Origin of the sequence: Collinsella sp. CLA-AA-H167, from assembly GCF_040095305.1 — a bacterium.
In the GTDB taxonomy this organism is placed as follows: Bacteria; Actinomycetota; Coriobacteriia; order Coriobacteriales; family Coriobacteriaceae; genus Collinsella.
In genome coordinates, this window is the sequence record NZ_JBBNGA010000016.1 from 12,990 (window position 1) to 25,890 (window position 12,901).

Consider the following 12,901-nt stretch of genomic DNA (forward strand, 5'->3'; position numbering starts at 1 on the left):
TGTCCTACTCGCCTGCCTTGACGACCATAGAGGCGAAGTCGGCAGCCTTGAGCGAAGCGCCGCCCACGAGGGCGCCGTCAACGTCGGGCTTGGCGACGAGCTCAGCGATGTTGCCGGGCTTGGCAGAGCCACCATAGAGAACGCGGATGCCGTTAGCGAGCTCCTCGCCGAACATCTCCTTGAGGGTCTCACGGATAGCGCCGCAGACCTCCTGAGCGTCCTCGGCGGTAGCGGTCTTGCCGGTGCCGATGGCCCAGATGGGCTCGTAGGCGACGACGACCTGCTTGGGGCAGGTGATCTCAAGACCAGCAAGGCCAGCCTTGACCTGGTTCACGACGTGCTCGACATAGGTGCCAGCCTCGCGGACCTCGAGAGACTCGCCGCAGCAGAAGACGGGAACAAGACCGGCGGCAACGAGAGCCTTGGCCTTCTTGTTCTGATCCTCGTCGGTCTCGTGGAAGTAGTCGCGACGCTCGGAGTGACCGATGATGCAGTAGGTGCAGCCAGCGGACTTGAGCATGTCGCAAGAGGACTCACCGGTGAAGGCACCCTTGGCCTCCCAGTACACGTTCTGTGCACCGAGGGCGATGGGGGCAGCCTGAATGCGGTCATGAACCGTGGTGATGTCGATGGTCGGAGGGCAGACGAGCACCTCGACGCCAGCCGGAACCTCGGGCAGAGCCTGAGCCAGCTCGTCGGCGAGCTTGGCGGCCTCGGCGACGTCGTTGTTCATCTTCCAGTTACCAGCGATAAGAAGGGTGCGATTAGGCATCGAGAAGCGCCTCCACTCCGGGCAGGGCCTTACCCTCGACGAGCTCCATGGAAGCGCCACCACCGGTGGAGATCCAGCTCATCTTGTCGGCCAGGTTGAACTTGTTGACAGCTGCGACAGAGTCGCCACCGCCGATGATCGAGGTGCAGTCGGCCTCGGCGACGGCCTCGGCGATAGCCTGGGTGCCGTGAGCGAAGTTATCGAACTCGAAGACGCCCATGGGGCCGTTCCAGAACACGGTCTTGGCGCCCTTGACAGCCTCGGCGTAGAGCTCCTCGGTCTTGGGGCCGATGTCCATGCCCTCACGATCGTCGGGGATAGCGTCGGAAGCGACAACCTCGGGGACAGCGTCCTCGCCAAAGTGATCGGCAACGCGGTTGTCGATGGGGAGCAGGATCTTGACGCCCTTCTCCTCGGCCTTCTTGAGCATCTCGCCGGCACGCTCGACCCAGTCCTCTTCCTTGAGGGACTGACCGACGGTCAGGCCCTGAGCCAGGAAGAAGGTGTAGGCCATGCCGCCACCGATGATCAGGGTATCAGCGGAGTCGATGAGGTGATCGAGAACGCCGATCTTGGAGGAAACCTTGGAACCGCCGACGATAGCGACGAAGGGGCGCTCGGGCTCGGCGAAGATGCCGGTCAGCGTGTCGACCTCCTTCTCGAGCAGGAAGCCGGCGACGGCAGGCAGGTAAGCGGCGGGGCCCACGACGGAACCCTGGGCGCGGTGAGCGGTGCCGAAAGCATCGAGAACGAAGACGTCACCATAGGAAGCGAGCTTCTTGGCGATCTCGGGATCGTTCTTCTTCTCACGCTTGTCGAAACGGACGTTCTCGAGAACGAGGACCTTGCCCGGCTCGACGGCGGCAACAGCCTCGGCGGCCTTCTCGCCGTAGGTGTCGGCGACAAAGGCAACATCGAGACCAGAGAGCTCAGCGAGCTTCTTGGCGACAGGCTCAAGGGAGAGCTCGGGCTGGAAGCCGGTGCCATCGGGACGGCCGAGGTGGCTCATGAGGATGACGCGAGCGTTGTGCTCAACGAGGTAGTTGATGGTGGGCAGGGCAGCCTTGATGCGGGTGGTGTCGCCAACGACGCCATCCTTGATAGGCACGTTGAAGTCAACGCGGACGAGAACGCGCTTGCCGTCGACATCGATGTCGCGGACGGTCTTCTTGGTAAAGGCCATGTTTGCTTCTACCTTTCGTACGTGTCTGCCTCCCATTACGGCAGACGATTTCCTATAAAAAGGGCGCGACCCTAGGGTGTAAGCCCTATGAGGCCGCGCCCTTCTTTAGACGCTCAACGAGCTATTCGCTAAAAGCTAAATTAAGCAACGAACTTCTCGAAGTACTTGATGGTGCGGACCATCTGAGAGGTGTAGGAGTTCTCGTTGTCGTACCAAGAGGTGACCTGAACGAGGGTCTGGCCGTTGCCGAGGTCAGAGCACATGGTCTGAGTGGCGTCGAAGATGGAGCCGTGGGTCTCGCCGATGATGTCGGTTGAGACGATGTCGTCCTCGTTGTAACCGAAGGTCTCGGAGATGGTGGAAGCGTAGGCCTTCATAGCGGCGTTGACCTCGTCGACGGTGACCTTCTTGTCAACGACAGCGTAGAGGTTGGTGATGGAGCCGGTCGGCGTCGGGACGCGCTGGGCGGCACCGATGAGCTTACCGTTGAGCTCGGGGAGAACCAGGCCGATAGCCTTGGCAGCACCGGTGGTGTTGGGGACGATGTTGACGGCGCAGGCGCGGCTACGACGCTTGTTGCCCTTGCGCTGCGGGCCGTCGAGCGGCATCTGGTCGCCGGTCCAGGCGTGAATGGTGGTCATGATGCCGGACACGATGGGAGCGAAGTCGTTCAGACCCTTGGCCATCGGGGCGAGGCAGTTGGTGGTGCAGGAAGCAGCGGAGATGATGTTGTCCTCAGCGGTCAGCGTCTCGTGGTTGACGTTGTACACGATGGTGGGCAGATCGCTGCCGGCCGGAGCGGAGATGACGACCTTCTTGGCGCCAGCGTTGATGTGGGCCTGAGCCTTAGCCTTGCTGGTGTAGAAGCCGGTGCACTCGAGAACGACGTCGACGTCGAGGTCGCCCCAAGGCAGGTTGTTGGCGTCGGCCTCCTTGTAGATCTTGATCTCCTTGCCGTCAACGGTGATGGAATCCTCGCCAGCAACGACCTCGTGATCGCGAGCGTAGTTGCCCTGCGTGGAGTCGTACTTCAGCAGGTAAGCGAGCATATCGGGAGAGGTGAGGTCGTTGATAGCGACGATCTCGGAGCCCTCATGACCGAACATCTGACGGAAAGCCAGACGACCGATGCGACCGAAGCCGTTAATAGCAACCTTTACTGCCATTGTGTCTCCTTTCGTAAGGCCCCCGCAAGCTACAGCGCCCGCCGTTGAGGCCCACAAACTAACCACTCGCCTAATATACCTTTTTTTTGACTTGAATTTCACGAGAATAGTCGAAATTGAAAATCAAATTTACGTTAAAACGTTTTAAAGAATAAAATAGCAGCTAAATCCGTATATAAGTCGATACTTTAAACTACCGGTTTGCTTCAATGAGCTTTTCAAGCCTCAAAACTCGATGGTAGAGGGCCGACTTCGACAAGGGAGGGTCAGCCATCTCCCCTAAATCACGCAGCGACAGATCGGGATAGCGCTCGCGCAGGTCGCAAAAGACCGCCAAGGCATCCGGAAGCGCATCGCGAAGGCCGCGCTGCTCGAGCTCATCGATAAGCGCAAGCTGATGTTGGGCAGCACCGGCGCTTCTGGTCTGGTTGGCGAGCTCGGCGTTCACGCGACGGTTCACATCGTTCTTAACCAACTTGACCGCGCGCGCCTCCTCAATCTCGGCAACGCTGCGCTTGGCACCAATCAGCTTTAATAGATGCTCGATTTCCTCGGCGCTCTTAATGTACACGGCATATGACCCCCGCCGTGCATTAACACGAGCATGGACCCCAATCTGCCCCAACAGGTCGCAAAGCCCCTTAGCATATTGCTCGCCCTGCACCGCGATCTCCAAATGAAAATCGCCGCGTGGATCGGCCACGAAGCCGCCCGCGATGAGCGCGCCGCGGATGTAGGCAAGCCTGCAGCAGGGACGGGCAACGATGTGTCGGGGAACACCAGCAACGAGCCCTCCCCTGCGGTCTAGAATGCCCAGCAGCACCAGAGCCTTGTCCAGGTCGGGTTGATCGGGCAGGGTAATGAGATAGTTACGGACCTTATGCAAGACCGATTTACGAACGGTGAATTCCGTTTTGAGCTTAAGAATGCGATGCGTCAGCGTGATCATCGTGCGCGCGACGGCTCCCGTCTCGGTCGCGACCGTCAAACGATACCGCCCGGAGCCGGCCAACGAAAGCGTACCGCTCACACGCGTCAGGGCGGCAAGCGTCGACAAATCGCAGTATTCACATTCGGGTTCGCAGCGCGCAAGCTCGTCACGCACCTCGGCGGTAAACGACATGCAGGCCTATGCTTTCGTGTTGGCGCGCGACAAGTCGCGATGGGAAATGCTCACGTGATACTGGGCGCCTTCCAAATAACGCGCCGTGGCCTCGGCGATGGCAACGCTGCGGTGCTGACCGCCCGTGCAACCGATGGCAATAGAAAGCTGCGGCTTGCCCTCTGCGATATAACCGGGCATGACCGTATCGAGCAGCTGCGTCCAGGCCTTCCAGAACTCCTGCGTCTTGGGATGGTCCAGAACAAAGTCGGAGACTTTCTTATCGAGACCGGTCATGGTGCGCATCTCGGGATCGTAGAACGGATTGGGCAGGAAGCGAACGTCAATCATAATGTCCGCCTCGACGGGCATACCGTGCTTAAAGCCAAACGAGAACACGTGAACGTCCATGAGCTGCTGGTCGGACAACTCGGAGAACGCCATGCGCAATTTGTTGCGCAGCGCAGAGGTGCGTAGGCGGCTCGTGTCGATAATCATATCGGCTCGATCGCGCACACCCTGCAGCTGCAGGCGCTCGCGCTGAATCGCATCGGCCGTAGTCTCCCCCGGCTTGGCAATGGGATGACGGCGGCGATTTTCGCTGTAGCGACGAATCAGTACCTCGTCAGAAGCCTCCAGGAACACGATGTCGCAGCTCATCTCACGCTCTTCGAGCGCGGCGACCGCATCGAGCAGCTCATCGAACAAGCCCTGGCTACGCAAATCGCAGGTGACGGCGAGATGCCTGCCCACGCCCGTATTAATGCCGACGAGCTCGGCAAGCTGGGCGATCAGACGCGGAGGCAGGTTATCGATGCAAAAATAGCCCATGTCCTCGAACACGTGCATGGCCTGCGTGCGGCCCGATCCGGACATTCCGGTGATGATGACGATATCGGGGATGCGCTCCGAGCGCTCCGCCGCATCCATGGCATCTCCCTTTTGCATGTGCTGCCTCCCGAAAACAAGCGCGGGACCCAGCAACCCGGATCCCGCGCGGTCAATTGCCTTTATTGAGTATACCGCCCCGAGCGGATACGAGGCCTGTCTTACGCCTCAAGCGCAGCCTTGAACCAACTTGTAATACTCGTGGGGTGCGTGATGGCGGTGCCGACGACAACGGCCCAGGCGCCAGCATCGATCGCGGCGCGAGCCTCCTCGGGCGTATGCACGCGACCCTCGCAAATGATGGGAAGGCCGGGGAATTCCTCGGTCGCCTGACGCAGGAGCGGCAGGTCGGGGCCATCGGCCATGGTGCAGTCGATGGCGGCGACACCGTGAGAGAGCGTGGTAGATACCAGGTCGAAGCCCATATCAACCGCACGGCGAATGTCCTCGATGGTGGCACAATCCGCCATCAGGAGCACACCCTCCTCGTGCAGCGGACGGAAGGTATCCTCGACCGTCTTGCCATCGGGGCGCGGACGATCGGTGGCGTCGATCGCCACGATATCGGCACCAGCAGCAACGCAGGCGCGGGCGTGACGCAGCGTCGGCGTGATGTAAACGCCCTCGTGTCCATCCTTCCATAGGCCAATAACAGGAACCTCACAGCGACCCTTAATGGCGGCAATGTCGGCAAGGCCCTGGCAGCGAATGGCGGCGGCGCCGCCGAGTTCGCAAGCTCGAGACATTTGAGCCATGGTCTCGGGCGTACGAAGCGGCTCGCCCATATACGCCTGAACGCTCACGACGAGCTTACCCTTCAGGGATTGAATCAAAGGATCGACGGTCATAAGGCTGCAACCTTTCTCAGAACAGCCTCCCGAGGCGTGTTGTCTCGGGAGGCTCCTACAGCAGATACGTTTACTTCAACGAGGCAAGAAGATGCTCGGCGGCACCGATGAGCGGAGCATCGCCCTCCAGAGACCCGATGAGAATCGGCGTGTCCTGGAGCGGATCGAGCGCCTGGCTGGCATAGCCCTCGTGCACCGAATCCTTCCACGTCTGCGAACGCCAATCGGGACCCTGATGAATTACGCCGCCCGAAAGCACGATGACCTCTGGATCCAGAATATTGGCAAGCGAGCCCAAGCTGGCGCCCAGCGCAAAGCCGGCGTCATGGATGACCTCGGTCGCCTTTGCGTCGCCAGCACGACACAGGTCGTTCACGTCGCGACCGACCGAAGGACGGCTGGGGTCAACTCGACCGAAGCGTTCGTCGTACATACGGCCAATCGAGGTGCCCGAGGCTACCGACTCAAGATGGCCAGAACGACCACAGGCACAGGGAATGCCGGCTGCAGCCGAGCACTCGATATGGCCCATATGGCCGGCAGCACCATGGAAGCCTTGCATCACGCGGCCGTTCTCGACATATGCGCCGCCGATGCCCGTACCGATGCCCAGACACAAGACGGAGAACTTGCCCTTACCGACGCCCCAGTGGGCCTCGCCCAGAGCATGAGCCTGCACGTCGCCCACGACGGCAACGGGAAGACCAAGGTCCTCGCGCAGACGCGGCCCCAACTGAACGCCGGACCAGCCGGGCATGATCTCGTTGGCATACGCGATGGCACCCGTCTTGGGATCGACGACGCCGGCGGCACCGATACCGACGCCGAGGACCTCGACATCGGGATTCGCCTCGAGAGCAGCCTTGATGGACGCCTCGATACGCTGGAAGACAGCCTCGCCGCCCTCTTGGGCCTCGGTGGGAACCTCGGCCTCAAATACGGGATGGGGCACGCTGCCATCAGCCGGGTACTCCATAATGGCGGTCGCAATCTTGGTGCCGCCGATATCAACGGAGCAAACGTACTTGTTCTCCATGTCGTTCTCCTTAGGAGATAAAACAACTACAGGAAATGAAGGCGATATTATCGCCGCAACTTCGTAAAGGTTTCCCAGGTGCCCGAGGTTGGGGTGAAAGTGGTCGGGCGTTGACCTAATGGGTCACGCCCGACCACTTGAGCCCCAAGATCGGGTGCCTGGGGAAGCTTTACAGGAGACCGTTGTCCTGGAGGACCTTCTTAATCGCCTCGACGTTCTCGCCGGTCATGGCCTTCACCGGGCGCGGCATGGTCGGGCTGTCGAAGATACCCATGAGGTTCATAGCGGTCTTGAAGGCGCCGACGCCACCGGCATAGCCCTGGACGCCCGAGGTGACGTCCCAGATGTGCGAAATCTCATTGAGGCGATCCTGCTCGGCCTTGACGGTAGCCCAGTCGCCGGCCTGAGCGGCCTTCCACTGGCGCACGTAGCCCTCGGGCTCAACGTTGGCAAGGCCCGGGACAGAACCGTCGGCGCCACCGAGGTAAGCGCCGTCGACAACAACCTCGTGACCGGTGAGGATGCTCATCGGATGGCCGTTCTTCTCGTTCTCCTGAACGAGATAGCGGAACGAGATGTCATCACCCGAGGAATCCTTGACGCCAGCAAGGACGCCCTCGGCGCCGAGCTTGGCAAGGAGCTTCCAGGGGAGCTTGGTGTGAACGCAGACGGGAATGTCATAGGCAAAGATGGGCAGGTCGAGCTCCTCGTGCAGGATGCGGAAGTGCTCCTCGACCTCGGTCATGCCCTGCAGGGCATAGAACGGGCAGGTGGCGACAAGCGCATCGGCGCCCAGCTCCTGAGCGACCTTACCGTGCTCGATCATGCGCTCGGTCTCGGTATCGATGATGCCGACCAGGACGGGCACGCGGTGGTCGACGATACGAACGGCCTCGGCGATGATCTGGCGACGACGCTCATCGGTGGAGAAAACGACCTCGCCCGAAGAGCCCAGGAAGAACAGGCCATCGACGCCGGCATCGATCATGCGGTTGATGCTGCGCTCAAAGGAGGCAACGTCGAGCTGGTGGTCTTCGGTATCGGGAACAACGACGGGAGGGATAACGCCGGTGAATTTCTGAGTTGCCACAAGAATCTCCTTAGTTGTCTGGCGGGCGGCCCTATGCCACCCACTCTTGTTGGCAGTGTCCAGGCCGTCTAGGCCAAAGAACACGGGTAGAACGTTTGGTTAAAAAAGTCGATGACTTCGTTTTCAAACGCGTTGATGCGCTCATGAGCGTATTTGGCATAGATGATATGCCTCCGGTCACACTCAAGACCGTTGAATACGGCAAACTGGCCCTTGGGATCACTCACGGCATCCATGAGCGATGTGCCCATGAGCACCGATCCACGCACCCGAGACGACAACGCCTCGAGGCCACCGGGAATTGGATTGGCAACCGCCGTGCAGGCGAGGCCCCGCTCGTCCAGAGCAGAAACCGCCAGCGCGACTCCGCCGCCAAGGCCCTCGCCCCATGCAAAGATGCGGTCGGGGTCCACGCCATCAAGATTGCGCGCCACCTTCGCCATCGCGCAACCCCAACGGACGCGCTTAACAAAAGCAGGAGAGGCAATCCCCTGCTGCAGCTCGCTGGATCCAATCGCCTCATCGTCCAGCGCAAGCACGGCATATCCCATGGCCGCAAACCTCGTCATGTGATGCCATCCCCGCACGGGTCGGTCGATGTCGTGAAACATCAGACATAGCGGCACAAGCTCGGATGCTCGGGCGCGACCGGCAGGCTCGATCAAACGTGCGTGGACCACATCGCCACCAAGCTCAAAGGAAACCTCGGAGTAGCGGGCATACGGATTGGCGAAATCGATCGCCGTAATACTCGGCCCGCAAACCTCAAGGTCCGAAGCGGCTATCTCTAATTCGGAAACATCCGCAGAAGCATCACCGCGCCAATCCCGGAAATCAGCGAGCCTTGACGAGACCGTTCCGGGAATCCCCACAAGGTCGGAGACAATCAGCTCATTGACATTGCTCTCGCACTTAGACATGAGCCTCCCCTCCCTTGCAGAAAAACGGAATGATCAGATCGTCAAAATCCTGAATCTCCTCGTGGCCAAAGCCTTCAAAGAACTCATGACGCTTTTCACAGGTCAGGTTGTTATAGACCGCAAACTGCGTCGCTGGCGGACAGACGGTATCGGCTGTGCCGGTGCCAAACAGCACGGGGCATTTGACCATAGGGGCAAAGTTCTTGGAATCGAAGTACGCCAGCTTGGCATAGGCTTCGTCGATACGAGTCGAGTCCTCGTCAAACCAGCGAGACCAATAGCGCAGGCCCTCGTAGGCAATGTCGTCGGCATCCAAATCCCAGACCAGGCGGAAATCCGACAGGAAGGGATAGAGGATGGCGGCGCGATTGATAAGCTCGCTGTTAAGTGCACAGGTCGCAATGCCCAAACCGCCGCCCTGCGACGCGCCGTTCACAAACACACGGGCAAGATCGATGCCCTCGAGCTCGCGAACGATGCGGCACAGGATGCGAATATCTTGGTGCAAGCGGACATAGTAGAGGTTGGCCGGATCGCCGTCGATACCGGCGACGATATGGCCCGCGACCGTTGTGCCCTCAAATCCACCAATGTCCTCGGAGGGACCTCCTTGGCCGGGGCAGTCGAGGGCGATGAGTGCCATGCCCATGCCCGCAAACGACGCCTGCTCAAACCAGCTGCGGCTTGCACCCGGATACCCATGGAACTGAAGTACCAATGGCACGGGCTCGTCCGAGACGGGTTTAAGGTACTTGGCATGCAGGCGAGCGCCACACATGCCGGTATACCAGAGGTCGAAAAGCTGGCAGGTCACGGCATCGGTGACCGATGCCGTCTCGATCGCATAGTCAAGCCCGACGGCGTCGGCCTCGGCCATGCGGTCCTTCCAAAAGAGATCGAAATCTGATGGACGGGGCATGGCGCCCCGATACCCACCAAATTGCTGTTGTAGCTCCTGAGCACTTGGCATGGCTCGTGAACCCAACCTTTCGAAATCGCAACGGAGGTGCGCCCGGCAAGGGAACCGGGCGCACGGGAGGGAAAGCGAGGCTACTCGCCGAGCTTGGGATGCAGCAGCGACGGCGCAGCACCGAGCAGCATCTTGGTGTAGGGGTCCTGAGGGTGCTGGAAGACCTGCTTGGCCTCGCCCTGCTCGACGATCTTGCCGCCATTCATAACGATGATGTCGTCAGAGATATAGCGGACCGTCTGGATGTCATGGCTGATGAACACCATGGCCAGGCCGAGCTCCTTCTTAAGGTCGGTCAGCAGGTTCAGAATCTGCGCGCGGACCGAAACGTCCAGAGCCGAGGTGGGCTCGTCGGCGATGATGGCATCGGGGTTCAACGACAGGGCACGGGCAATTGCGACGCGCTGGCGCTGGCCGCCCGAAAGCTGGCCGGGAAGAACCTCGGCGGCGGAGCTGGGCAGACCGGTGAGCTCCAGGAGCTCCTTGACGCGCTTCTCCTGCTCGGCCTCGGTACCCAGGTTGTGGACGCGCATGGGGTCGAGCAGCTGCTCGCGAACGACCATGCGGGGATTGAGCGCCGTAGCCGGATTCTGGAACACGACCGAGATGACACGGCCCATGTGGCGACGGTCCTCGGCGGTACGCTTGGTTACGTCCTTGCCCTTAAAGTAGACCTTGCCGCTCGTGGGGGCCTGCAGGCCGCACATGACGTTGGCGGTGGTGGACTTACCGCAACCGGACTCGCCGACGATGCCGATCGTCTGACCGGGCATGAGCCTAATCGTTACACCCTGGACGGCGTGAACCAGGTTGGGGTGCAGAATCGAGCCGGTACGGGTCCTAAAGGTGACGTGGACGTCATCAAGGAAGATGATCGGCTCGACGCCGTTGACTGCGGTCTCGCTCATCTACATCACCTCCGCGTGAGGGGTCAAACCATTTGCCTTGAGCACCTCGTCGGGGAGCTCGGAATAGAAGTGCTCGGTGCCGGGCACGCGCTTGAAGACCGGACGGGTGTCCAGGCCAATGCGCGGATGGCTCGAGCGGGGCGCGAAGCGATCGCCCTTGGGGAAATCGCGCGGGCTCGGAACGGCGCCGGGCACCTGGTGCAGACGGCCCGAACCGCTCTCGATGGACAGAACGGAGCCCAGAAGACCGCGGGTGTACTCGTGGATCGGGTTAGTGAGCAGCTCCTTGGTGGGCGCCTGCTCGATAACCTGACCGGCGTACATAACCGTGATGTTATGGGCGACCTCGGCGACCAGCGCCAAGTCATGCGAGACGAAGATCATGGCAAAGCCGAGCTTGGCCTGAAGGTCGTTGAGCAGCTTGATGACCTGCTTCTGGACGGTAACGTCCAGAGCGGTCGTGGGCTCGTCGCAGATGACCAGCTTGGGGTCGCGGGTAAGGGCCATAGCGATCAGGACACGCTGACGCTGGCCACCGGAAAGCTCATGCGGGTAGCTCTCGAGCGTACGCTTGGGGTCGAGGCCCACGAGCTCCAGGAGTTCCTCGGCGCTGCGGGTGCCGCCGCGCTTGGTGAGCTGCTTCATCTGGGCAGAGATGAGCATGGAGGGGTTGAGCGAGGACAGGGCGTCCTGATAGACCATAGCGATATCGGTACCGCGCAGGCCGAACCACTCCTTCTTGCTCATCTTGAGCAGGTCGCGGCCCTCCCAGAGGACCTCGCCGGAAAGGTGCTCGTCATCGTCGGTCAGGCCCATGATGGCCAGCGTGGTGATGGACTTACCGCAACCGGACTCGCCCACCAGGCCCATGGTCTGACCAGGACGGACGTCAAAGTTGACATGGTCGACGACGTTGATATCGCCGTGATGCTCAAACTGAATGCAGAAGTCACGGACCGAGAGAATCGGTTCGACAGACTCGTCGGGCACATGGCGATCGTCACGCTTGAGCTCGACATCGCGCAGGGCGCCAAGGCGAGCGGAGAGGGACTGGGCCTGCTCCTTGTAGGCGCGAACGGGGTCGGAGACCAGCAGGTCGGCCTCGCGACGCTTGGAGGAATCGGTCGGATCCAGGGCGGCGGAGGGAGCAGCGGCCATGGCGTCGGTAATGCCCTCGGAGAGGATGTTGAGCGCCAGGCAGGTGATCATGATGGCCAGGCCCGGGAACAGCGCCTGCCACCAACGGCCGGCGAGCACGCCGCCGCGGGCGTCGGCGAGGATGTTGCCCCAGGTAGCGGTGGGCTCCTGGATACCAGCGCCGATGAAGGTCAGCGAGGCCTCGAAGATGATGGCGTCGGCGACCAGGGTAACGGTGAAGACCATGATCGGGGCGATGCAGTTACGCAGAACATGCTTGATCAAAATCCACGGAGCCTTGGCGCCGGAAACGATGACCGCGCGGACATAGTCCTCGCCGTACTCGGACACGATGTTGGCGCGCACGATACGGGCAATCTGCGGAGTGTACATAAAGCCGATGGCGAAGATGATCGACGGCACGGAGTTGCCCAGGATGGAGACGAAGACGGCCGCGAGGGCGATGCCCGGGATGGACATGATGATGTCCAGGATACGCATGATCGTCTCGGAAACGGCCTTGCGCGAAACCGCCGCAAGGGCGCCCACGACCGAGCCGCAGACCAGAGCCATGGCAGTGGCGCCAAAGCCGATAATCAGCGAGTAACGACCACCGTAGAGCATGCGCGACAGAATGTCGCGACCCTTATCGTCGGTACCGAAGATAAATCCGTTGCCGGGAGCCTGGCGAGCCGTAAAAATCTCGACCGGGCTATAGGGGGCAAGAAGGGGCGCCAGAATCGCAGTCAGGGCGACCAGCACCAACACGACGGCGGCAATCTTAGAAGACAGCGTCATCTTCTTCCAGCCACCGAGCTTGAGCCCCTTGGAGGCAGCCTTCTCGAGCTGCTCGGTTTGCTTCTCTCGAATCTTTACCATAA

The 12,901-nt window shown here is 60.9% G+C and carries 12 protein-coding genes; all 12 read right to left on the reverse strand.

The genetic code is table 11. From position 1 onward, the window contains the following. Positions 1-4: 4 nt before the first annotated feature. The 12 genes from tpiA to AAAT03_RS09210 all read right to left on the reverse strand — a co-directional run bounded on the left by tpiA (position 5) and on the right by AAAT03_RS09210 (position 12,899). Complete coding sequence (gene tpiA / locus AAAT03_RS09155; protein ID WP_022094882.1) at positions 5-772, reverse strand: triose-phosphate isomerase; 768 nt, start codon at positions 770-772, stop codon at positions 5-7. Then, positions 765-1,955, reverse strand: a complete 1,191-nt coding sequence (locus tag AAAT03_RS09160) for a phosphoglycerate kinase (RefSeq protein WP_117564871.1) — start codon at positions 1,953-1,955, stop codon at positions 765-767. Before AAAT03_RS09160 ends, tpiA begins: the two co-directional genes overlap by 8 nt. Positions 1,956-2,095: 140 nt before the next feature. Further along, positions 2,096-3,121 carry a type I glyceraldehyde-3-phosphate dehydrogenase gene (gap, locus tag AAAT03_RS09165; protein WP_099431436.1) on the reverse strand — a complete coding sequence of 342 codons (1,026 nt, stop codon included), beginning with the start codon at positions 3,119-3,121 and terminating at the stop codon, positions 2,096-2,098. Positions 3,122-3,314: 193 nt separating this feature from the next. Further along, positions 3,315-4,244, reverse strand: a complete 930-nt coding sequence (gene whiA / locus AAAT03_RS09170) for a DNA-binding protein WhiA (RefSeq protein WP_099431435.1) — start codon at positions 4,242-4,244, stop codon at positions 3,315-3,317. Positions 4,245-4,250: 6 nt separating this feature from the next. Continuing rightward, the gene (rapZ, locus tag AAAT03_RS09175) at positions 4,251-5,171 is read right to left on the reverse strand and encodes an RNase adapter RapZ (RefSeq protein WP_022094878.1); all 921 of its coding nucleotides are present in this window, start codon (positions 5,169-5,171) and stop codon (positions 4,251-4,253) included. Positions 5,172-5,272: 101 nt separating this feature from the next. Beyond that, complete coding sequence (locus AAAT03_RS09180; protein WP_022094877.1) at positions 5,273-5,959, reverse strand: N-acetylmannosamine-6-phosphate 2-epimerase; 687 nt, start codon at positions 5,957-5,959, stop codon at positions 5,273-5,275. Between the two features lie 70 nt (positions 5,960-6,029). Then, positions 6,030-6,995, reverse strand: coding sequence for an ROK family protein (locus tag AAAT03_RS09185; RefSeq protein WP_022094876.1), 966 nt, complete (start codon positions 6,993-6,995; stop codon positions 6,030-6,032). Between the two features lie 169 nt (positions 6,996-7,164). Then, entirely contained in the window at positions 7,165-8,085 is a 921-nt protein-coding gene (locus tag AAAT03_RS09190) for a dihydrodipicolinate synthase family protein (RefSeq protein WP_035138887.1), read from the reverse strand. 68 nt (positions 8,086-8,153) lie between these two features. Next, positions 8,154-9,005 (reverse strand): acetylxylan esterase, encoded by an 852-nt coding sequence (locus tag AAAT03_RS09195; protein ID WP_117786311.1) that lies wholly within the window; start codon positions 9,003-9,005, stop codon positions 8,154-8,156. Beyond that, positions 8,998-9,975 carry an acetylxylan esterase gene (locus AAAT03_RS09200; protein ID WP_117647499.1) on the reverse strand — a complete coding sequence of 326 codons (978 nt, stop codon included), beginning with the start codon at positions 9,973-9,975 and terminating at the stop codon, positions 8,998-9,000. Before AAAT03_RS09200 ends, AAAT03_RS09195 begins: the two co-directional genes overlap by 8 nt. A gap of 80 nt (positions 9,976-10,055) precedes the next feature. After that, positions 10,056-10,883 (reverse strand): ABC transporter ATP-binding protein, encoded by an 828-nt coding sequence (locus AAAT03_RS09205; RefSeq protein ID WP_089573612.1) that lies wholly within the window; start codon positions 10,881-10,883, stop codon positions 10,056-10,058. Next, complete coding sequence (locus AAAT03_RS09210) at positions 10,884-12,899, reverse strand: dipeptide/oligopeptide/nickel ABC transporter permease/ATP-binding protein (RefSeq protein WP_035138893.1); 2,016 nt, start codon at positions 12,897-12,899, stop codon at positions 10,884-10,886. It abuts the gene before it with no gap. Between the last annotated feature and the right edge of the window lie 2 nt (positions 12,900-12,901).